We start from the raw sequence: 21,641 nt of genomic DNA, 5'->3' as shown, positions 1-21,641 counted from the left end.
GGGGCGACCCCCTGGAACCCCCGTCACGACGGACAGGCCCGCTGCGCTCGCTGGCGCTCGCTCCGCGTGCCTGCCCGTGGCGGTGGCCTGGCTTCGATCTCCCGTTGGGGGCAGCGCCTGACGCCTCCGTGAGGGGTGGCGGGGCTTCGATCGGTGGCGGTGGGGGTCGGCGGGGACCCCGGGGGTCGGGTGGGTTGGGGGGAAGTGCTCCAATTGGGGCATGTGTACGGCGATCATCAGTGTCGACCCCTCCGCCGCCGTCCCCGTGCTCGTCGCGGGCGTGCGGGACGAGTTCGTCGCCCGGGAGTGGGAGCCGCCGGGACGGCACTGGCCCGACCGGCCCGGCCTCATCGGCGGCCGCGACCTGCGGGCCGGCGGCACCTGGTTCGCCGTGGACCCGGCCGCCCCGCGCGTCGCGCTGGTGCTGAACGGCCGCGGCAGGATGGCGCCCGAGGACGGCCGCGCCACGCGCGGCGAGCTGCCGCTGCGGACGGCCGCCGACGGCAAGCTCGGCGAGCCGGACCTCGCCGCCTTCGACCCGTTCCACCTCGTCGGCGCCGAACCGGACCGGGTGCGGCTGTGGAGCTGGGACGGCCGGGAGCTCACCGAGCGCGACCTCGGCCCCGGCCTCCACATGATCGTCAACAGCGGGCTCGAGGGCGAGGGCCAGCAGGAGGGCGCGACCGAGGACGCCTACATGGCGGCCCGCCTCGCCCATTTCCGCCCGCGCCTGGCCGCCGCCGCGCGGCCCGAGCCCGGGCCGCGCGAGGACGTGCGGACGGCGTGGGGGGCGTGGCTGCCGCTGCTGGAGGGGGACGGCCTGCCGCGCGCCGACCACCGCGCCCTGCTGCCGCTGCTGGACATGGGCGAGGGCCGCGTCTGGGGCACCACGTCCGTCAGCCTCGCGGCGCTCGCCCCCGGCACCGTCCGCTACGACTTCTCCGCCGCCCCCGGCGACGGCGCGGGCTGGTCGCGGGTGCTCTGACCCGCGCCCCGGCGCACGGCGTTTTCCTCCCCGCATCCGCGCGATCATGACGCTGGGTGCTAATTTGACTACCTAATGCGATCTTCGTGGCCGCCGCGTGCGGGCCCGGTCCGCGGATCGCTCCGGGGCAGTCGGTCATCAGCAGACGGGGGAGTGCGCAGATGACAGCAGTGAGACGGGGGGCGGTGGTCACCGCCGGGCTCGGCGCGGCGGTGCTCGCGCTGGCGTCCTGCGGGGGCGGCGGTGGCGGCGGCGGGGGGAGCGCCGGCGGCACGCTGAAGGTCGTCGGGTCCTCCGACGTGGACCACCTCGACACCTCCAGCGTCTACACGACCTGGGGCAACATGCTGGCCCGCCAGTTCGCCCGGACGCTGTTCGGGTTCAAGGCCGCCGACAACTTCGACGACGCGATCAAGGTGCAGCCCGACGTCGCGCAGGAGATCCCCAGCACGCAGAACGGGGGCGTCAGCCAGGACGGCCGGACCTACACCATCAAGCTGCGCACCGGCGTGCTCTGGAACACCACCCCGCCCCGCGAGGTGACCGCGCAGGACTTCATCCGCGGCATCAAGCGGGTCTGCAACCCGGCCAAGCCGTCCGGCGGCAAGGCGTACTACACCGAGACCATCGTCGGGATGAGCGCCTTCTGCAAGGGCTACGGCGGCGTCGACCCGAAGAGCGCGTCCGCCATGGCCGCCTACCAGAACGGCCACGACGTGGCCGGGCTGACGGCCAAGGACGACAAGACCCTCGTCATCAGGCTGACCCAGCCCGCGAGCGACTTCACGAACATCCTCGCGCTGCAGTTCGCGTCGGCCGCGCCCGCCGAGTACGACGGGTACATCCCCGACAGCCCGCAGTTCCGCCAGCACACGGTCTCCGACGGGCCGTACCAGATCGTCTCGTACACGCCGAACAAGCAGTACGTCCTCGACCGCAACAAGAACTGGAACGCCGCCTCCGACCCGACGCGGGCGCAGAACCCCCAGCGGATCCAGATCACCATGGGGCAGGACTCGCCCGACGTCGTCCAGCAGCAGATGGAGCAGGGCTCCGCCGACCTCGCCTGGGACCAGCCGGTGCCCACGTCGCGGATCCCGGGCCTGAAGTCCAACCCGAACTTCAAGATCATGGACGGGTCGTCCAGCAACCCCTACATCGTCTTCAACACGCTCAGCCCGAACAACAACGGCGCGCTCGGCAAGGCGCAGGTGCGGCAGGCGATCAACTACGCGGTCGACAAGACCGCGCTGATCCAGATCTACGGCGGCCCGGACGTCAGCGAGGTGCTGAACCAGGTCATCCCGCCGCGCAGCGTCGGCTACCAGCCGTTCAACCTGTACCCGACGCCCGGCAACGCCGGCGACCCGAACAGGTGCAAGCAGCTGCTCGCGCAGGCCGGGTACCCCAACGGGCTGACGCTGAAGTTCCCCTACCGGGTCTCCAGCAACCACCCGAAGGTCGCGCAGTCGGTGCAGGCGAACCTGAAGGCGTGCGGGATCACCGCGAACCTCACGCCCGACACCAACGGCACCTTCTACAACACCACGCTGGTGACCCCCGCCGACGCCAAGGCCGGCAAGTGGGACATCGCCGGCCCCGGCTGGGTGCCGGACTGGTACGGCAACAACGGCCGCACCAACATCGTGCCGCTGTTCGACGGCCGCCAGTACGGCCCGAACTCCACCAACTACGGCGACTACAACAACCCGAAGGTCAACGCGCTCATCGACCAGGCGCTGAAGGCCAAGGACGCCAACACGGCGGCCGGGTTCTGGGCGCAGGCCGACAAGCAGATCATGCAGGACGCCGCGGTCGTGCCGCTGATGAACCAGAAGTACCCGATCTTCCACTCGTCGCGGGTGAAGAACGCGCAGTACCTGCCGCAGTACCAGGCGTACGACCTCAACCAGGTCAAGCTCTCGTAGCCGGCGGTGCCCGGGCGCCCGCCGGCGGCGCCGCGCCCGGGCACCGGCCCGTCCCCGCCCGCGCGGGCGCGGGCCGTCCGCCGGCCGGATGCAGGACGTGAAAGGGCGTCGATGAGTCTTCTCGAGGTGACCGACCTGGAGGTCTCCTTCAGCACGCCGGACGGGTTGGTGCGCGCCGTGCGGGGCGTGTCGTTCGAGGTGGACCGGGGCCGCACGCTCGGCATCGTCGGGGAGTCGGGTTCGGGGAAGAGCGTCAGCACCCAGACGCTGATGGGCCTCACGCCGGGCGCCCGGGTGAGCGGGCGCGCCCTGTTCGAGGGCGCCGACCTGCTCACCGCGGGGGAGCGGCGGATGCGCCAGATCCGCGGCGCCGAGATCGCGATGATCTTCCAGGATCCGCTGTCGAGCCTGCACCCGTTGTACAGGGTGGGCCGGCAGATCGAGGAGATGATCCGCGCGCACGAGCCGGGCACCGGCCGGGACGCGGCCCGCAAGCGCGCGGTCGAGATGCTCGGCACGGTCGGCATCCCGCAGCCGGCGCGGCGCGCCGAGGAGTACCCGCACGAGTTCTCCGGCGGCATGCGGCAGCGCGCCATGATCGCGATGGCGCTCGCACTGAACCCGAAACTGATCATCGCGGACGAGCCGACGACCGCGCTGGACGCGACCGTCCAGGCGCAGATCCTGGACCTGATGCGGCGGCTGCAGCGCGAGTACGACACCGCCCTCATCATGATCACCCACGATCTCGGGGTGATCGCCGACATGGCCGACGACGTGCTGGTGATGTACGGCGGGAAGGCCGCGGAGAAGGCGCGGCGGCGGCCCCTGTACTACCGGCCGCACCACCCGTACACCAAGGGGCTGCTGCAGTCGACGCCGTCGGCGGCGGCCGGCGCGGACCGGCTGCGGCCGATCCCCGGGCAGCCGCCGAGCCTGATCAACATCCCGTCGGGGTGCGTGTTCCATCCGCGCTGCGAGTACGTGATGGACCGGTGCGTCACCGACGAGCCGGTCCTGGACCCGGTCACGGGCGGCGACGACCCGACGCACGTGTCGGCGTGCTGGCTGCCGCTGGAGGCGCTGGGGCTCGGCGAGGACGCCGAGCGGCTGCGGCGCCGGGCGGTCGAGGAGGGGCGGGTACGGGTGCGGCCCGCGGCCGCGGCGCTGGACGGCGCCCCGGAGTCCTCCGGCGCGGTCGACGCCCTCGCCCACGACCAGGACGTGGACATGGAGGCGGGCATGGACGCGGGCACGGACGCCGGCAGCGGCGCGGACGGCGGCGCGAGCGCGCACCGCAGGGACGGCCGGCCGGAGGGCGAGGGCGAGGGCGACGGTGGCGGAGCGCGCGGGGACGGAGGCGCCGCATGAACGGCGAGGCGAGCGGGCAGGGCGAGGTCCTGGTCTCGGTCGAGGACGTCTACAAGCACTTCCCCATCAAGCAGGGGATCGTCTTCAAGAAGGAGATCGGCCGCGTGCCCGCGGTCGACGGCGTGGACCTGCAGGTCCGGCGCGGCGAGACCCTCGGGATCGTCGGGGAGTCCGGCTGCGGGAAGTCGACGCTGGCGCGCTGCGTCACCGGGCTGCACCAGGTGACGGCGGGACGGATCCTGTTCGAGGGCGACGACATCACCCGGCTCGGCAAGGCCGGCCTGAAGGCGTTCCGCCGCGACGTCCAGATGATCTTCCAGGACCCGTACGGGTCGCTGAACCCGCGGCGCCGCGTCGGCTCCATCATCGGCGACCCGTTCGCGGTGCACTCGATCGCGGGAGGCGCCGAGCGCAAGCGCCGGGTGCAGGAGCTGATGGAGCTCGTCGGGCTGAACCCCGAGCACTACAACCGGTTCCCCGCCGAGTTCTCCGGCGGGCAGCGGCAGCGGATCGGGGTCGCGCGGGCGCTGGCGCTCAAGCCGAAGCTGATCGTGTGCGACGAGCCGGTGTCGGCGCTGGACGTGTCCATCCAGGCGCAGGTCATCAACCTGCTCAAGGACCTGCAGGACGAGCTGGGCCTGACCTACGTGTTCATCGCGCACGACCTGTCGGTCGTCCGGTACGTCAGCGACCGGGTCGCGGTGATGTACCTCGGCAAGATCGGCGAGGCCGCCGAGGCGGAGACGCTGTACGCGCGGCCCCGGCACCCCTACACGGCGGCGCTGCTGTCGGCGGCGTCGATCGCCGACCCGGACGAGGCGGAGCGCGCCGAGCGGATCGTGCTGACCGGGGACGTGCCGTCGCCGATCGAGCCGCCGTCGGGCTGCCGGTTCCATCCGCGCTGCCCGAAGGCCGCGGACCGCTGCATCCGGGAGGACCCGCCGCTCGTGCCGCGCGAGGGCGACCCGCTCGACCACGTGACCGCCTGCCACTTCCCGGTGGAGCCGGGCGAGCGCCTCGCGCACAAGCACGCGGCGATCGCGCAGGTCTCCACCCAGCCGGAGCTCCCGGAGGCCGAGGAATGAGCAGCTACACCGATCTCGAGGCGCAGGAGGTCGACCCGACCGCGGGCACCGGGCCGGCCCGAGTGCAGGGCCGCACCCCGTTCCAGCTGGCGTGGGCGCGGTTCCGGCGCGACAAGCTCGCGGTCGTGTCCATCGTCGTGCTGGCGCTGATCGCGATTTACGCGATCCTCGCGCCGGTGTGGGCGCACCTGACCGGCCACCCCTACGACGCGACGTTCCCGAAGACGGGCCTGGACGTGAACGGGCAGCCGCGCGGCCCGTCCGGCACGTTCTGGCTCGGCGCCGACCAGCTCGGCCGGGACGTGCTGGTCCGCGCCGCCTACGGGGCGCGGATCTCGCTGGTGGTGGGGATCCTGTCCGCGGTGCTCGCGTCGATCGTCGGGACGCTGGTCGGGGTCCTCGCCGGGTTCGCCGGCGGCGCGATGGACACGCTGCTGGCCCGGCTGATGGACATGACCCTCGCGCTGCCGTACCTGCTGGTGGCGATCATGCTGGCGACCACGTTCCAGATCTCCTCGGTCGGCGCCAGCCTGACCCTGACGATCCTGGTGATCGCGTTCTTCTCGTTCGCCGCGTTCGGCCGGATCATCCGCGGCCAGGTGCTGTCGCTGAAGCAGAAGGAGTTCGTGGAGGCGGCCCGCTCGCTCGGCTCCTCCAACGCGCGGATCATGTTCGTGGACATCCTGCCGAACCTGGTCGCGCAGATCACCGTGCTGACCTCGCTGCTGATCCCGACGTCGATCGTGTTCGAGGCGACGCTGTCGTTCCTCGGCGTCGGGGTGCGGCTGCCGATGCCGTCGTGGGGGTCGATGCTGGGCGAGGGCAGCGACGTGTTCCAGACCGCGTGGTGGCTGCTGGCGGTGCCCGGCGTCCTGCTGCTGCTGACCACCCTGTCGTTCAACCTGCTCGGCGACGGGATCCGGGACGCCCTGGACCCGCGCGGCGACCGGGCCACCGGGGGGAAGTGAGCGCCGTGATCCGCTTCGTCATCCGCCGCCTGCTGTACGCGATCATCGTGCTGTGGCTGGTGTCCACGCTGGTGTTCGTGTTCCTGCACGTCTCGCCCGTTCCGGTGGAGCGGGTCATCGGCGGGCCGCGCGCCACCACCGACACCCTCAACCAGATCCGCCGCAACCTGGGCCTGGACCAGCCGGTCATCGTGCAGTACGGGCAGTTCCTCGGCCGGCTGCTGCACGCGAACCTCGGCGACTCCTACATCAACGGGGAGCCGGTGACGACGCTGATCGGGGACCGGCTGCCGACGACGCTGTGGCTGGTGCTCGGCGCCGGCGTCATCTGGTTCGTCGGCGGCGTCGTGACCGGGGTGCTGTCGGCGACGCGGGCGCGCAGCCTGCCCGACCGGGTCGTCACGGTGTTCGTCCTGATCGGGCTGTCGACGCCGCCGTTCGTGATGGCGCTGGTGCTGCTGTACCTGTTCTCCACCAAGCTCAGCGAGGCCGGCATCTACTTCTTCGAGGCGGGCCCGCCGCTGCAGATGCACTTCTTCCGCCGGATGATCCTGCCGTGGATCGCGCTGGCGTTCCTCATGGTCGCGGCGTACACGCGGCTGACGCGCGGCGCGATGCTGGACGTGCTGGGGGAGGACTACGTCCGGACGGCCCGCGCGAAGGGCTTGTCGCGGCGCCGCGTCGTCTACCGGCACGGGCTGCGGGCGGCGCTGACGCCGGTGGTCACGCAGTTCGGCATCGACCTCGGCGCGCTGATCGGCTCGACGATCGTCACCGAGAAGGTGTTCGGGCTGCAGGGGGTGGGGCAGCTGGTGTACCAGTCGATCGCGCTCGGCGACACACCGGTGATCATCGGGGTGACGCTGATGGTGACGTTCTTCGTGATCGTGGCGAACCTGCTGGTGGACATCGGCTACTCGTTCCTGGATCCGCGGGTCCGGCTGTCCTGACGGCGGCCCGGCGGTCCTGCGCGCACCGTCCCGGCCAGGTCACGATGCGGACACTCGGGACGGTCAACGCGATCTCGGAGTAATACGGCGAGGTGCGCATGGATAAGCTTTCCGTATGCGATCGTGGCCCGCTTCCGACGTCCCCAGCCTCAGCGACGCGGGACTCCCCGCCGCGGCGCGGCGGCTCAGCCTGTACGACACCGGGACGGGCGCGGTGCGGCCCACGGAGCCCGGCGAGACCGCGCGGATGTACGTCTGCGGGATCACCCCCTACGACGCGACGCACCTCGGGCACGCCAACACCTACCTGACCTTCGACCTCGTCAACCGGGTGTGGCGCGACCTCGGCCACACGGTCCACTACGTGCAGAACGTCACCGACGTCGACGATCCCCTTCTGGAACGTGCCCAGCAGACGGGGGAGGACTGGCGGGAGCTCGCCGAACGGGAGATCCAGCTGTTCCGCGACGACATGACGGCGCTGCGGATCCTGCCGCCGGAGCGCTACGTCGGCGCGGTCGAGGCGATCCCGCTGATCGTCGAGATGATCGAGAAGCTGCGCGGCCGGGACGCCACCTACGAGGTCGACGGCGACGTCTACTTCCCGATCACCGCGGACCCCGCGTTCGGGCAGGTCAGCGGGATGACGCGGGCGCAGATGGCGCCGCTGTTCGCCGAGCGCGGCGGCGACCCGGACCGGCCCGGCAAGCGCGACCCGCTGGACGCGCTGGTGTGGATGGCGAAGCGGCCCGGGGAGCCCGGCTGGGACTCCCCGTTCGGGGAGGGCCGCCCCGGCTGGCACGTGGAGTGCTCGGCGATCTCCGTCGAGTACCTCGGCATGGGCTTCGACGTGGAGGGCGGCGGGTCGGACCTGGCGTTCCCGCACCACGAGATGGGCGCCTCGCACGCGCAGGTCGCGACGGGGGAGGCCCCGCACGCCCGCGCCTACGTGCACGCCGGCATGGTCGGCCTGCACGGCGAGAAGATGTCGAAGTCGCGCGGGAACCTGGTGTTCGTGTCGAAGCTCCGCGAGGCGGGCGTCGACCCGATGGCGGTGCGGCTGGCGCTGATGGCCCACCACTACCGGTCCGACTGGGAGTGGACGGACGCGGAGCTGCGCGCCGCGCAGGCCCGCGTGGACCGGTGGCGCGCCGCCGTCGCGCGCCCGTCCGGGCCGCCCGCGGGGCCGGTCGCCGACACGGTCCGCGCGCGCCTCGCCGACGACCTGGACGCCCCCGCGGCGCTCGCGGCGATCGACGCGTGGGCCGCCGCCGACGGCGCCGACGCGTCCTCGCCCGCGCAGGTGCGGGCGCTCGCCGACGCCCTGCTCGGCGTCGCCCTCTGACCGTCCCGGGCGCCGATCGTCCCGGGCGCTGACCGTTCCAGGTGCCGACCGTCCCCGGCGTTGCCCCGGGGGCGTCACAGCAGGCCGGCGAGCTTGTAGAGGACGAGGGATCCGGCGACGGCGACGTTGAGGCTGCTGCCGTCGCCGACCATCGGGATCTCGACGGCCTCGTCCAGCAGGTCGACGGCCTCGGCGGGGATGCCGTGCTGCTCGTGGCCGAGGACGGCCACGGTCCGGGTCCGCGCGGCGGGCAGGTCGGCGAGCCGGACCGCCTCGTCGGCGAGCTCGACGCCGACCACCCGGGTGCCGGCGTCGCGGGCGCGCTCCAGCCAGCCGAGCGGGTCGTTCACCCAGTGCACGCACGCGGGGCGGCGCAGCGTGTTGCCGCGCTCCAGCGCGCCCGGCACCCACGGGAACCGCGGCACGGCCAGGCAGGCGCCGACGGCGTCGCAGGTCCGCAGCAGGGTTCCGAGGTTCGCACCGTGCAGCGGCCACAGCGGCGCGGCGATCAGGTGGTCCCAGCAGGAATGGCGGCGGCCGCGGCGCTGCCGCCGCAGCTCGCGGGGGGTCCGCACGCGGATCGCGGGCGGCCGGGCGGGGCGGGTCACCGCCTCCGGGGGGCGCCGCCCCTCACATCGCTGACGCTCATGGTGGGCGCACTTGTCGGCGTGCGCGGGCCATCACCGGCGGGTCGCTGAACACCACGAGTGTAGCCGGGTAGAGTCCGCCGCATGCGCATGGAACTGGTCATGCTGATGCTGCCCGGCGTCCTCGTCGCACTGATCGTGTTCGCGTCGGTCAAGCGCCCGGACGAGCCGGAGGACTGACCGGCCCCCGGTCAGCCGGGGTCGCGGCGCCGCAGGTACCGCTCGAACTCGCGGGCGATCGCGTCGCCGCTCGCCTCGGGCAGCTCGGTGGCGTCCTTCTGCTCCTCCAGCGTGCGCACGTACTCGGCGACCTCGGAGTCCTCCTCGGCGAGCTCGTTGACGCCGTTCTCCCAGGCCCGCGCCTCCTCGGGCAACTCGCCCAACGGGACGGTGACGTCCAGCAGGTCCTCGACGCGGCGCAGCAGCGCCAGCGTCGCCTTCGGCGACGGCGGCTGCGCGACGTAGTGCGGGACGGCCGCCCACAGCGACACGGTGTCCAGGTCGGCCTTGGCGCAGGCGTCCTGCAGCACCCCGAGGATCCCGGTGGGGCCCTGGTAGCGGGCGGGCTCGAGGTGCAGGGTGCTGACCAGTCCGGCCTCGGACGCGGCGCCGGTGACGGGCACGGGGCGGGTGTGCGGCGCGTCGGCGAGCAGCGCGCCGAGCAGCACCACGTTGCGCACGTCCAGCTCCAGCATGAGCCCGACCAGCTCGCGGCAGAACGACCGCCACCGCATGTTCGGCTCGATGCCGTGGATCAGCACGACGTCCTTGCCGTTGGGGAGCCGCGCCCACGACACGCGGGTGGTGGGCCAGGTGATGTCGCGGGTCTCCCCGTCGACCATCTCCACGATCGGGCGGGTGACCTGGAAGTCGTAGTAGTCGTCGGGGTCGAGCTCGGCGACCGGTACCGCGTCCCAGCTGGACTCCAGGTGCTGGATGACCCCGCTCGCGGCCTCCCCGGCGTCGTTCCATCCCTCAAAGGCGGCCACGAGCACCGGTTCGACGAGCTCCGGCACGCTCTCCAGCTCGATCACGCGCTGCCTCCTTCCGACGCCTGGGTACAGCGTCACCGGCGGGGGTCTCATTCCCGGGGTCGGGGGCCCCGCTCATGATCGGTGGCTGTCAGCCTACGTCCTGACAGTGACCTACCCCACCGTTCCGCCGCCAGACCCCCGCGCTGTACGCCCGCGGCGGAACGGAGGTCACGATCGGATCACTTGCCGTCGGTCGTGTGCACGATCAGCACGTCGCAGGGGGAGCGGTGCGACAGGTTCGCCGGGACGGAGCCGAGGATGCGGCCGGCGAGGCTGTTGAGGCCCCGGTTCCCGATCACGACCAGCTCGGCGCCGCGCTCCTTGGCGAGGCGGCTGATGACGTCGACGGCGTCGCCCTCGACGGACTCCTGCTGGATGTCCCGGGCGCCCGCCGCCACGGCCCGCTCGCGCGCCGCGCGCAGCGCGTCGTCGGCGGGGGTGGAGCCCTGCACCTTGTAGGCCAGGTCGCCGAGCCGGTCGGCGGCGCTGGCGCGCTCGCGCTCGGGCATCGGGCTGTAGGCGGAGGCGAGCAGCAGGGTGGCGCCGGTCGCGGCGGCCAACTGCGCGGCCCGGTCGACCGCGCGGAACGAGGAGTCCGAGCCGTCGGTGCCGACGAGGATGATGCGGTACGCGCTCATGCCGTTCCTTACCCGTTGGTAGTAACTGGGGGCACGTTATCGGTCGGGTGACCCATCCGTCACCGTCTTCTTGCACGGCCCGTCCAGTTCCGCGGGGCACCGCGTCCCGCGCGCCCCCGGCGCCTTGGAGGGCCGTTCCGCCATGTGGACGGATCGGAGGGCGTCGGAGACCCGCGGATAGTCTGGGACCCCATGAGCACTCCCGTTCCGCATTCCCTGCGTCAGGCCCTGAAGGAGCGCGTCGTCGTGGCCGACGGGGGCATGGGGACGATGCTCCAGGACGCCGGACCCACCCTGGAGGACTTCCAGGGCCACGAGGGCTGCAACGAGATCCTCAACGTCACCCGGCCCGACATCGTCCGCTCGGTGCACGAGGCGTACCTCGCGGCGGGCGTCGACTGCGTCGAGACCAACACCTTCGGCGCCAACCTCGGCAACCTCGGCGAGTACGGCATCACCGACCGGATCTTCGAGCTGGCGGAGGCGGGCGCCCGGATCGCCCGCGAGGCCGCCGACTCGTTCGCCGCACCGGACCGGCCCCGCTGGGTGATCGGGTCGGTCGGCCCCGGCACCAAGCTGCCCACCCTCGGGCACGTCCCGTTCGCCGAGCTCCGCGACGCCTACCGGCGCAACGTCGAGGGACTGCTCGCGGGCGGCGTCGACGCGGTGCTGGTGGAGACCTGCCAGGACCTCCTGCAGGCCAAGGCCGCGCTGATCGGCGCCCGACGCGCCATCGCCGCCGCCGGCACCGACACGGTCCTGATGGGGCAGGTGACGATCGAGCAGAACGGCGCCATGCTGATGGGCTCGGAGATCGGCGCCGCGCTGACCGCCCTGGAGCCGCTCGGCCTCGACCTCATCGGCCTGAACTGCGCCACCGGCCCCGCCGAGATGAGCGAGCACCTGCGCTACCTCGCCCGGCACGCCCGCATCGGGCTGTCGTGCATGCCGAACGCCGGGCTGCCGGAGCTGACCGCCGACGGCGCCCGCTACCCGCTCACGCCCGAGCAGCTGGCCGCCGCGCACGACGCCTTCACCAGCGACTACGGGCTGTCGCTGGTCGGCGGCTGCTGCGGGACCACCCCCGAGCACCTGTGGCTGGTCGTCGAGCGGGTCCGCGGGCGGGAGGTCGCCGAGCGGCGCCCCCGTCCCGAGCCGGGCGCCTCGTCGCTCTACCAGCACGTCCCGTTCCGGCAGGACACCTCCTACCTGGCGATCGGGGAGCGGACCAACGCCAACGGGTCCCGGGCGTTCCGGGAGGCGATGCTGGAGCGCCGCTGGGACGACTGCGTGAAGATCGCCCGCGACCAGGCCCGCGACGGCGCCCACCTGCTGGACCTGTGCGTCGACTACGTCGGCCGCGACGGCGTCGCCGACATGAAGGAGCTGGCGTTCCGGCTCGCGACCGCCGCGACGCCGCCGATCGTGCTGGACTCCACCGAGGTCCCGGTGATCGAGGCGGGGCTGGAGATGCTCGGCGGCCGCGCCGTCGTCAACTCCGTCAGCTTCGAGGACGGCGACGGTGAGGGCTCCAAGCTGCGCCGGCTGATGCCGGTCGTCCGCGAGCACGGCGCCGCCGTCGTCGTGATGTGCATCGACGAGGAGGGCCAGGCCCGCACCGCCGCCCGCAAGGTCGCGATCGCCTCCCGGATGATCGCCGAGCTGACCGGCCGCTGGGGGATGCGCGTCCAGGACGTCGTCGTCGACTGCCTCACCTTCACCATCGGCACCGGTCAGGAGGAGTCGCGCCGCGACGCGCTGGAGACGATCGAGGCGATCCGCGAGCTGAAGCGCCGCCATCCGGACGTGCAGACCACCCTCGGGCTGTCGAACGTGTCGTTCGGCCTGAACCCGGCGGCGCGGGCCGTGCTGAACTCGGTCTTCATGCACGAGTGCGTGGACGCCGGCCTCGACTCGGCGATCGTGCACGCGTCGAAGATCCTGCCGATGGCGCGCATCCCCGAGGAGCAGCGCAAGGTCGCCCTCGACCTGATCTACGACCGCCGGTCCGGCGGCCACGACCCGCTGCACGCGTTCATGCAGCTGTTCGAGGGCGTCGACACCGCCGCGCTGAAGGCCGACCGGGCCGCGGAGCTGCTGGCGCTGCCGCTGTGGGAGCGGCTGAAGCGCCGCATCGTCGACGGCGAGCTCGACGGCCTGGACGCCGACCTGGCCGAGGCGCTGGCGCAGCGCCCCGCCCTGGAGATCGTCAACGACGTGCTGCTGGACGGCATGAAGACCGTCGGCGAGCTGTTCGGGTCCGGGCAGATGCAGCTGCCGTTCGTGCTGCAGTCCGCCGAGGTGATGAAGACCGCCGTCGCGCGCCTCGAACCGCACATGGAGAGGTCCGAGGACGGCGGCAAGGGCCGGATCGTGCTCGCCACCGTCAAGGGCGACGTCCACGACATCGGCAAGAACCTCGTCGACATCATCCTGTCCAACAACGGCTACGACGTCGTCAACATCGGCATCAAGCAGCCGGTGTCGGCGATCCTGGAGGCCGCCCGCGAGCACCGCGCCGACGTGATCGGCATGTCCGGGCTGCTGGTGAAGTCCACCGTGGTCATGAAGGAGAACCTCGAGGAGCTGAACGCCCGCGGCCTGGCGGGGGAGTGGCCGGTGCTGCTGGGCGGTGCCGCCCTCACCCGCGCCTACGTCGAGCAGGATCTCGCCGCGCTGTACGACGGCGAGGTCCGCTACGCCCGCGACGCGTTCGAGGGGCTGCGGCTGATGGACGCGTTCATGGCGGTCAAGCGCGGCGAGGAGGGCGCGAGCCTGCCGCCGCTGCGCGAGCGCCGGGTGCGGCGCGGCGCGACGCTCGACGTCACCGAGCCGCAGGACATGCCCGCCCGCTCCGACGTCGCCACCGACAACCGGGTCCCCGAGCCGCCGTTCTGGGGCACCCGGGTCGTCAAGGGCCTCGCCCTCGCCGACTACGCCGCCTGCCTCGACGAGCGCGCTACCTTCATGGGCCAGTGGGGCCTCAAGCCGTCGCGCGGCGGGGACGGCCCCACCTACGAGGAGCTGGTGGAGAGCGAGGGGCGGCCCCGGCTGCGGATGTGGCTGGACCGTGTCCAGACCGAGGGCCTGATCGAGGCCGGAGTCGTGTACGGCTACTTTCCGGCCGTGTCGGAGGGTGATGACCTGGTCGTCCTCAACGAGGACGGGTCGGAGCGGGAGCGGTTCGCGTTCCCGCGCCAGCGCCGCGACCGGCACCTGTGCCTGGCCGACTTCTTCCGGCCCCGCGAGTCGGGCGAGACCGACGTGGTCGCGCTGCAGCTCGTCACGATGGGCCCGCGGATCGCCGAGGCGACCGCGGAGCTGTTCGCCAAGAACGCCTACCGCGACTACCTCGAGCTGCACGGGCTGTCGGTGCAGCTCACCGAGGCGCTGATGGAGTACTGGCACGCCCGGATCCGCGCCGAGCTCGGCTTCGGCGGCGAGGACTCCGCCGACATCGAGGACTTCTTCAAGCTCGGCTACCGGGGCGCCCGGTTCTCCTTCGGCTACGCGGCCTGCCCCGACCTGGAGGACCGTACCAAGCTCGTCGGGCTGCTGGACCCGGGCCGGATCGGGGTGACGCTGTCGGAGGAGCTGCAGCTGGCGCCCGAGCAGTCGGCGGACGCGCTGGTCGTCCACCACCCGGAGGCCAAGTACTTCAACACGTGACGGCGCACGCCGCACGGCCGGACACGGCACACGGCGCGCGGGGACGCGCGCCGTCGGCGACGAGGAAGGGAAGGACGATTTGGGGGACGGTCACGGGGGCCTTCAGGCCGTGCTGTTCGACATGGACGGGCTGCTGGTCGACTCCGAGCGGGTGTGGCTGGAGGTCGAGTCGCAGGTGGTCGCGTGGCTCGGCGGCGAGTGGGGCGAGGAGCACCAGCGGGCGCTGGTGGGCGGGTCCCTCGGTGTCGCGGTCGACTACATGCTGCGGCTGACCGGCGCGGACGTCCCGCCCGAGGAGGTGGGGCGGCGGATGCTGGACGGCATGCACGAGCGGCTGAGCGAGAGCGTGCCGCTGATGCCGGGCGCCAAGGAGCTGCTGGTGGAGCTGAAGGACGCGGGCGTCACCGCGGCGCTGGTGTCCTCCAGCCACCGGCGGCTGATCGATCCGGTGCTGGACGCGGTCGGCCGCGGGTTCTTCGCGCTCAGCGTCGCCGGCGACGAGGTCGCGCGCACCAAGCCCGACCCGGAGCCGTACCTGACCGCGGTGGCCCGCCTGGGCGCGGTCCCGGGCCGCTGCGTCGTGCTGGAGGACTCCCCGAACGGGGTCGCCGCGGGGGAGGCGGCGGGCTGCGTGACGGTCGCGGTGCCGAGCGTGCTGCCGATCCCGCCGGCGCCCGGACGCACCGTGGCCGCGTCGCTGCGCGAGGTGACCCTGGAACGGCTGTTCTCGCTGGTCGGATGAGGTCTGGCGCCCCCGGGACGGGCCGCTCCGAGGGGGCGTGAGGAGGCCCCGTCGACCGGTTCGACGTCCAACCGTTGCGCGACGTTGATCTTTTACGGCAGCGCCTGAGCACGGCCCGGCTCTGGCCTGCGGGCGCGTGGCCCCGTGGAGGCAGAGGGCGGCCGCGGCCCCGGGCGGCGGTCCCTAGGGGACGGATCACGCCGGAGGAGGAGACCGGAATGTCCGCAAACCGTCCGCCGGGAGGAGCGGAATCGGGGCCCGGACGTGTGACGATGGAGGGAGCAGCGCCCGCAGAGCAGCACCGTACGGAGTGAGGGGCCGACATGAGCGACACGGCGATCGATCTGATCAGCCTCGGGGTGACCCTGGTCGGGCTGGTCATCAGCTGGGGGGTCTACCGGCGCCGCGGGGCGGCGTCGGGGATGCGCGGCGCGGCGCTGTCGCTGGTGCCGCTGGCCGCCGCGATGACCGGGGTGACCGAGTTCTTCGTCGACCTGGCGTTCAGCCCGGTGAAGTGGGCCGGGGTCGGGGTGGCGGGGCTGGCCGTCCTGCTCTACCTGACCTCCGGCGCGATGCTGAGCCGCCGGGCGGGCGGCGAATCCGGTGACGGCGGCGGGAAGGCCGCGGCGCGCGGCAAGGGCGAGCCGAAGGCGGCCGGGCGCGGCGGCAAGCCCCGGGGCGAGGTGGGCGGCGCGCAGCCGTCCGGCGACCCGGAGATGGCGGAGATCGAGAAGATCCTGCGCGACCGCGGCATCTCCTGACGCCCGGTCCCGGCCCGCCGTTTCTGCGCTCCGGGGCGCTGACCTGCGGACGATCGATCTCAGAACGGACTCAGTACGGTAAAGCTTGCCGGTCTAGACCGCTTTCGTGTTGCGGAGCACGGCACAGGCGAACGTACTATTCGGGCGATTTGTCCGACGTGATGGCCGAGCACGTATGCCCGAGATGACGACGAGATCACAACTCAGATACGGGTACTGGTGCAGCCCGTCTCACGGATGGACAGTCATGGCCGAGGGGCTACCTTTCCCTTCAGCAAACGCGGCGTAACGGGCACGGGGTCAGCGGATGATCTCCGCGACCGCCGGTCACCGCGCCGGCGGCGGCATGGCCGAACCAGTGGCCGGACGGTAGGAGGTACAGAGCGTGGCCGCACCCCTTGAGGTGACCGGGTCCGACACCGAGGCGCAGCCGGAAGCGGTCCTCGCCGGTGTCGACGGCAAGGCGATCCAGGGACGCTCCCTGGGCCAGATCGCCTGGATGCGACTCAAGCGCGACAAGGTCGCGCTCGCCGGCGGCGTCATCGTGGTCCTGCTGATCCTCCTGGCGATCTTCGGGCCGCTGCTGGTGCAGTCGCCGCTGGCCTACCACCAGAACCTGATCGACCCGACCTACAACCGGCCGAAGACCGGCATCTGGCACACCGGCATCAGCGCCGACCACCTCCTCGGGGTGGAGCCCGGCACCGGCCGCGACCTGCTCGCCCGGATCGTGCACGGCGCCCGGATCTCGCTGCTGGTGTCGTTCCTCGCGACCGTGCTGTCGGTGGTCATCGGCACCGTCCTCGGCATCACCGCCGGCTACTTCGGCGGCTGGGTCGACACGCTCATCAGCCGGGCGATGGACGCCTTCCTCGCGTTCCCCCTGCTGCTGTTCGCGATCGCGCTGGTCGCCGTCATCTCCGACGGCTCGTTCGGGCTGAGCGGCAACGGCCTGCGGGTCTGGGTGCTGATCTTCGTCATCGGGTTCTTCAACTGGCCCTACATCGGCCGGATCATCCGCGGCCAGACCCTCTCGCTGCGCGAACGCGAGTTCGTCGACGCGGCCCGCAGCATGGGCGCCCGGAACTCCTACATCCTGTTCAAAGAGATCCTGCCGAACCTCGTCGCGCCGATCCTGGTCTACTCGACCCTGCTGATCCCGACGAACATCCTGTTCGAGGCGGCGCTGTCGTTCCTCGGCGTCGGCGTGATCCCGCCGACCCCGTCGTGGGGCGGCATGCTGACCCTCGCGGTGCCGATCTACTCCTCCGACCCGATGTACATGATCGTCCCCGGTGTGGCGATCTTCATCACCGTCCTCGCCTTCAACCTGCTCGGTGACGGGCTGCGGGACGCTCTCGACCCTCGGGCCAAGTGACCTCGGGTTCATCCGACCCGGAGAAATGAATGGGGTGCGCCTGCACATGAACAAGATGAGACCAATCGCGGCCCTCGCGGCCGGCGCGCTCGCCGCGGCGGGCCTCGCCGCCTGCGGCGGCGGCGACTCGGGCGGCTCGGGGAGCGGACCCGGCTACAACGCCGCGGTCGACAAGGTCATCAACCAGTCGGACAAGAAGGGCGGCACCCTCCGCCTGGCGATGTCCGACGACTTCGACTCGCCGGACCCGGGCAACCAGTACTACGCGTGGGACCAGAACTTCTCGCGCTTCTACGGCCGGGGCCTGATGACCTTCAAGCCGGCCGCGGGCGACGAGAGCAAGCAGATCGTCCCGGACCTGGCGACCGCGCCCGGTCAGCCGAGCGACGGCGCGAAGACCTGGACCTACAAGCTGCGCACCGGCGTGAAGTACGACGACGGCACCCCCGTCACGTCCAAGGACGTGAAGTACGCCGTCGAGCGCTCCAACTTCACCGACGAGCTGCAGCTCGGTCCGAAGTACTTCAAGACCTACCTGATCGACAACAAGCCCGCGTACAAGGGTCCCTACAAGGACAAGAGCGACGAGGGCCTGAAGTCGATCGAGACGCCGGACGACAGCACGATCATCTTCCACCTGTCGAAGCCGTTCTCGGAGTTCGACGACCTGGTGGCGATGTCGCAGACGATCCCCGTGCCGAAGGCCAAGGACACCGGCCTGAAGTACGAGTCGTCGATCGTCTCCAGCGGCCCGTACAAGGTCGACAACTACACCCGCGGCAAGTCGATGACGCTGTCGCGGAACCCGAACTGGGACCCCAGCACCGACCCGATCCGCAAGGCGCTGCCCGACAAGATCGAGCTGCAGCTGAAGCAGAACGCCGACGACATCGACAACCGCCTGCTGGCCGGTTCGCTCGACATGGACGTCGCGGGCGTGGGCGTGCAGGCCGGTACGCAGCCGAAGGTGCTGGCGGCGGCGCAGAAGCCGTACACCGACAACCCGATCCAGGGCTACCTGCGGTTCATGTCGCTGAACCTGCACGTCAAGCCGCTGGACAACATCCACTGCCGCAACGCCGTGCAGTACGCGACCGACAAGGTCGCCGCGCAGACCGCCTACGGAGGCCCGCTGGCCGGCGGTGACGTCGCCACGACGATCCTGCCCCCGACGGTCGACGGGTACCGCAAGTTCGACCTGTTCCCGCAGAAGCAGGCGGCGGGCGGCAACGGCCTCGACGCGGCCACGCTGGCGAAGGCCAAGCAGGAGCTCGCGGCCTGCGGCCAGCCGAACGGCTTCTCGACGAAGATCTCGGCCCGGTCCGACCGGCCGAAGGAAGTCGCGATGGCCCAGGCCATCCAGCAGAGCCTCAAGAAGGTCGGCATCAACGTCAGCATCGTGCAGTGGCCGGCCGGCGACTACTTCAACAAGTACGTCGGCGTCCCGAACTACGTGCACCAGCACGGCATCGGCATGATGCTCATGGCGTGGGCGGCCGACTGGCCGACCGGCTACGGCTTCCTCTCCCAGATCGTCGACGGCCGGGCCATCAAGCCCTCCGGCGGCAACAACCTGGCCGAGGAGGACAACCCGAAGGTGAACGCCGCGCTGGACCAGGCGATCGCCAGCACCGACAAGGCCACGCGGACCAAGCTCTACGGCGACATCGACCAGATGGTCATGCAGGACGCCGTCGAGGTCCCGCTGATCTACGCCAAGGCCCTGCTCTACCGGCCGAAGCGGGTCACCAACGTCGGTATCACGGCCGGCTACGGCGGAATGTACGACTACCTCAACATGGGCGTGGAGAAGTAAGTCTCCCTCCGTCCATGCGTTCATCTGAAGGCAGGTGAAGGCGATGCCCGCCGACCGGTACCGGGCCCACAGGTCCGGCCGGTCGGCGGGCGGGGCCGCGCAGTGTGCTCGCATACATCATCCGGCGCCTCGTCGGCGCCGTTCTCATGCTGTTGCTCATCAGCCTGGTGACCTTCGGCATCTTCTTCTGGCTTCCGAAGCTGGCGGGTCAGACCACCGACCAGCTCGCGGCGTCCTACGTCGGCAAGGCCCCGACGGCAGAGGCGATCCAGGCCACCAAGGAACGGCTCGGCCTGGACAAGCCGGTGGTGGTGCAGTACGGCCACTACCTCAAGGGCATCGTGGCCGGTGAGGACTTCAAGGCCGGGCCGGTCACCGACCACTGCCCGGCGCCCTGCCTCGGCTATTCCTTCCGCACCAGCCAGCCGGTGCTTCCGACGCTGATGGACCGCGCCCCGGCGACCCTGGGGCTGGCCGTGGGCGCCGCGATCATCTGGCTGGTGGCCGGCGTGTCGACCGGCGTCGTCTCGGCGCTGAAGAGAGGCAGCATCTGGGACAGGGCCGCGATGGTGGTGGCCCTCAGCGGGGTGTCGCTGCCCATCTACTTCACGGGTCTGGTGTCGCTCGCCCTGTTCTCCTACAAGCTGGGCATCTTCCCCGGCGGAGGCAGTTACGTGGGCATCAGCCAGAACCCGGTGACATGGTTCGAGTCGCTGGTGCTGCCCTGGATCACCCTGGCGTTCCTGTACGCCGCGATGTACGCGCGGCTCACCAGAGCGGGCATGCTGGAAACGATGAACGAGGACTACATCCGGACGGCCCGCGCCAAGGGCCTGCCGGAGAAGACGGTCATCACCAAGCACGCGCTGCGCGCCTCGCTGACCCCCATCCTGACCATCTTCGGCCTCGACTTCGGGCTGCTGATCGGTGGCGCGGTGCTCACCGAGAACACCTTCAGTATCCCTGGCCTCGGGCAGCTGGCGATCAGCTCGATCGGCACCGGCGACCTGCCGATGGTGCTCGGCGTCACCACGCTCGCCGCGTTCTTCATCGTCATGATCAACCTGGTCGTCGACCTCCTGTACGCCATCATCGACCCGAGAGTGAGGCTGGGCTGATGACCGACACCACGCCGGCCGCCGGGCCCGCCGCGGGCGCCGGGGAGGCTCCCACGGCGTTCCTCGAGGTCCGCGACCTGAAGATCCACTTCCCGACCGACGACGGTCTGGTGAAGTCGGTCGACGGGCTGTCGTTCCAGCTGGAGAAGGGCCGCACGCTCGGCATCGTCGGCGAGTCCGGCTCCGGCAAGAGCGTCACGAGCCTCGGCGTCCTCGGCCTGCACAACCGCAGCAACGCCAACGTGTCCGGCGAGATCTGGCTCGACGGCCAGGAGCTCGTCGGCGCGTCGCCCGGCGAGGTCCGCCGGCTGCGCGGCCGCAAGATGGCGATGATCTTCCAGGACCCGCTGTCGTCGATGCACCCCTTCTACACGGTGGGCGCGCAGATCATCGAGGCGTACCGGGTCCACAACGACGTGTCCAAGCAGGTGGCGCGCAAGCACGCCATCGACATGCTCGGCCGCGTCGGCATCCCGAAGCCGGACAAGCGGGTCGACGACTACCCCCACCAGTTCTCCGGCGGCATGCGGCAGCGCGCGATGATCGCGATGGCGCTGTCGTGCGACCCGGAGCTGCTGATCGCGGACGAGCCGACCACGGCGCTGGACGTGACCGTCCAGGCGCAGATCCTCGACCTGATCCGGGACCTGCAGCAGGAGTTCAACTCCGCCGTCATCATGATCACCCACGATCTCGGGGTGGTCGCGGAGCTGTCGGACGACATCCTGGTGATGTACGCGGGCCGGTGCGCCGAGTACGCGTCGGTGGAGGACGCCTTCCACGGGCCGCTGCACCCCTACGCGTGGGGGCTGCTCGGGTCGATGCCGCGGCTGGACCGGGAGCGCACCGAACGGCTGATGCCGATCAAGGGGACCCCGCCGAGCCTGATCAACGTGCCGCAGGGATGCGCGTTCAACCCGCGGTGCGCCTACAAGGACCTCAACGGGGACAAGTGCACGACGGTGCGTCCCGAACTGGTCGAGGCGGTCCCGGGCCACAGGGTGGCCTGCCATCTCCCGCTCGAGAAGAAGCAGGAGATCTGGGAATCCGAGATCCGGCCGAAGCTGTGACGAGCACGGGTGGGAACAAGACTGTGAGCACTTCTGACACCGCCGCGCCGGGGGGCACCCGCCCCCGCGCCGCGGGGACCACCGCCGCCGCGGGGGCGCCCCCCGCCAACCGGGGGGGGGGGGTGGGGCGGGTGGG

The 21,641-nt window shown here is 71.5% G+C and carries 17 protein-coding genes; 14 read left to right on the top strand and 3 right to left on the bottom strand.

Features of this window, described 5'->3' with window-relative positions:
* Positions 1-220: 220 nt before the first annotated feature.
* From ABT299_RS46380 to mshC, 7 genes are all read left to right on the top strand, one after another.
* Positions 221-985 (top strand): NRDE family protein, encoded by a 765-nt coding sequence (locus ABT299_RS46380; protein ID WP_190857232.1) that lies wholly within the window; start codon positions 221-223, stop codon positions 983-985.
* A gap of 161 nt (positions 986-1,146) precedes the next feature.
* The gene (locus ABT299_RS46375; protein ID WP_500254718.1) at positions 1,147-2,913 is read left to right on the top strand and encodes an ABC transporter substrate-binding protein; all 1,767 of its coding nucleotides are present in this window, start codon (positions 1,147-1,149) and stop codon (positions 2,911-2,913) included.
* A 111-nt stretch (positions 2,914-3,024) separates the two neighbouring features.
* The gene (locus ABT299_RS46370; protein WP_500254717.1) at positions 3,025-4,284 is read left to right on the top strand and encodes an ABC transporter ATP-binding protein; all 1,260 of its coding nucleotides are present in this window, start codon (positions 3,025-3,027) and stop codon (positions 4,282-4,284) included.
* Positions 4,281-5,369: an ABC transporter ATP-binding protein gene (locus ABT299_RS46365; RefSeq protein ID WP_500254716.1), complete on the top strand. Its 1,089-nt coding sequence runs from the start codon at positions 4,281-4,283 to the stop codon at positions 5,367-5,369. The genes ABT299_RS46370 and ABT299_RS46365 overlap by 4 nt, the downstream gene beginning before the upstream one ends.
* Positions 5,366-6,337, top strand: a complete 972-nt coding sequence (locus ABT299_RS46360) for an ABC transporter permease (RefSeq protein WP_500200828.1) — start codon at positions 5,366-5,368, stop codon at positions 6,335-6,337. Before ABT299_RS46365 ends, ABT299_RS46360 begins: the two co-directional genes overlap by 4 nt.
* Complete coding sequence (locus ABT299_RS46355) at positions 6,334-7,287, top strand: ABC transporter permease (protein WP_500200827.1); 954 nt, start codon at positions 6,334-6,336, stop codon at positions 7,285-7,287. The genes ABT299_RS46360 and ABT299_RS46355 overlap by 4 nt, the downstream gene beginning before the upstream one ends.
* A 115-nt stretch (positions 7,288-7,402) precedes the next feature.
* Entirely contained in the window at positions 7,403-8,632 is a 1,230-nt protein-coding gene (mshC, locus tag ABT299_RS46350) for a cysteine--1-D-myo-inosityl 2-amino-2-deoxy-alpha-D-glucopyranoside ligase (protein ID WP_500254715.1), read from the top strand.
* A 74-nt stretch (positions 8,633-8,706) separates the two neighbouring features.
* Here the strand turns inward: mshC and ABT299_RS46345 are convergent, their stop codons facing one another.
* From ABT299_RS46345 to ABT299_RS46335, 3 genes are all read right to left on the bottom strand, one after another.
* On the bottom strand, positions 8,707-9,240 hold the full coding sequence (locus ABT299_RS46345; protein WP_190857220.1) for a TrmH family RNA methyltransferase: 534 nt from the start codon (positions 9,238-9,240) through the stop codon (positions 8,707-8,709).
* Positions 9,241-9,470: 230 nt separating this feature from the next.
* On the bottom strand, positions 9,471-10,313 hold the full coding sequence (locus ABT299_RS46340; protein ID WP_387018131.1) for a PAC2 family protein: 843 nt from the start codon (positions 10,311-10,313) through the stop codon (positions 9,471-9,473).
* A gap of 179 nt (positions 10,314-10,492) precedes the next feature.
* Positions 10,493-10,951, bottom strand: coding sequence for a universal stress protein (locus ABT299_RS46335; protein WP_387018134.1), 459 nt, complete (start codon positions 10,949-10,951; stop codon positions 10,493-10,495).
* Positions 10,952-11,143: 192 nt separating this feature from the next.
* Here ABT299_RS46335 and metH point away from each other — a divergent pair, with 192 nt between their 5' ends.
* The 7 genes from metH (at position 11,144) to ABT299_RS46300 (ending at position 21,505) form a co-directional block, all read left to right on the top strand.
* Complete coding sequence (gene metH, locus ABT299_RS46330) at positions 11,144-14,620, top strand: methionine synthase (RefSeq protein ID WP_500254714.1); 3,477 nt, start codon at positions 11,144-11,146, stop codon at positions 14,618-14,620.
* 79 nt (positions 14,621-14,699) lie between these two features.
* Positions 14,700-15,362 (top strand): HAD family hydrolase, encoded by a 663-nt coding sequence (locus ABT299_RS46325; RefSeq protein ID WP_190857214.1) that lies wholly within the window; start codon positions 14,700-14,702, stop codon positions 15,360-15,362.
* Between the two features lie 323 nt (positions 15,363-15,685).
* Complete coding sequence (locus tag ABT299_RS46320; RefSeq protein ID WP_190857212.1) at positions 15,686-16,123, top strand: hypothetical protein; 438 nt, start codon at positions 15,686-15,688, stop codon at positions 16,121-16,123.
* A 385-nt stretch (positions 16,124-16,508) separates the two neighbouring features.
* Complete coding sequence (locus tag ABT299_RS46315) at positions 16,509-17,501, top strand: ABC transporter permease subunit (RefSeq protein WP_190857210.1); 993 nt, start codon at positions 16,509-16,511, stop codon at positions 17,499-17,501.
* Between the two features lie 55 nt (positions 17,502-17,556).
* Positions 17,557-19,317 carry an ABC transporter substrate-binding protein gene (locus tag ABT299_RS46310; RefSeq protein WP_206699990.1) on the top strand — a complete coding sequence of 587 codons (1,761 nt, stop codon included), beginning with the start codon at positions 17,557-17,559 and terminating at the stop codon, positions 19,315-19,317.
* A gap of 104 nt (positions 19,318-19,421) precedes the next feature.
* Positions 19,422-20,435, top strand: a complete 1,014-nt coding sequence (locus tag ABT299_RS46305; RefSeq protein ID WP_190857206.1) for an ABC transporter permease subunit — start codon at positions 19,422-19,424, stop codon at positions 20,433-20,435.
* Positions 20,435-21,505 (top strand): ABC transporter ATP-binding protein, encoded by a 1,071-nt coding sequence (locus tag ABT299_RS46300; protein WP_190857204.1) that lies wholly within the window; start codon positions 20,435-20,437, stop codon positions 21,503-21,505. Before ABT299_RS46305 ends, ABT299_RS46300 begins: the two co-directional genes overlap by 1 nt.
* The last annotated feature ends 136 nt before the right edge of the window (positions 21,506-21,641 follow it).

It is taken from the genome of Spirillospora sp. NPDC000708 (assembly GCF_040299565.1).
Lineage (GTDB): Bacteria > Actinomycetota > Actinomycetes > Streptosporangiales > Streptosporangiaceae > Spirillospora.
This window is presented reverse-complemented; position numbering and strand designations above follow the sequence as displayed.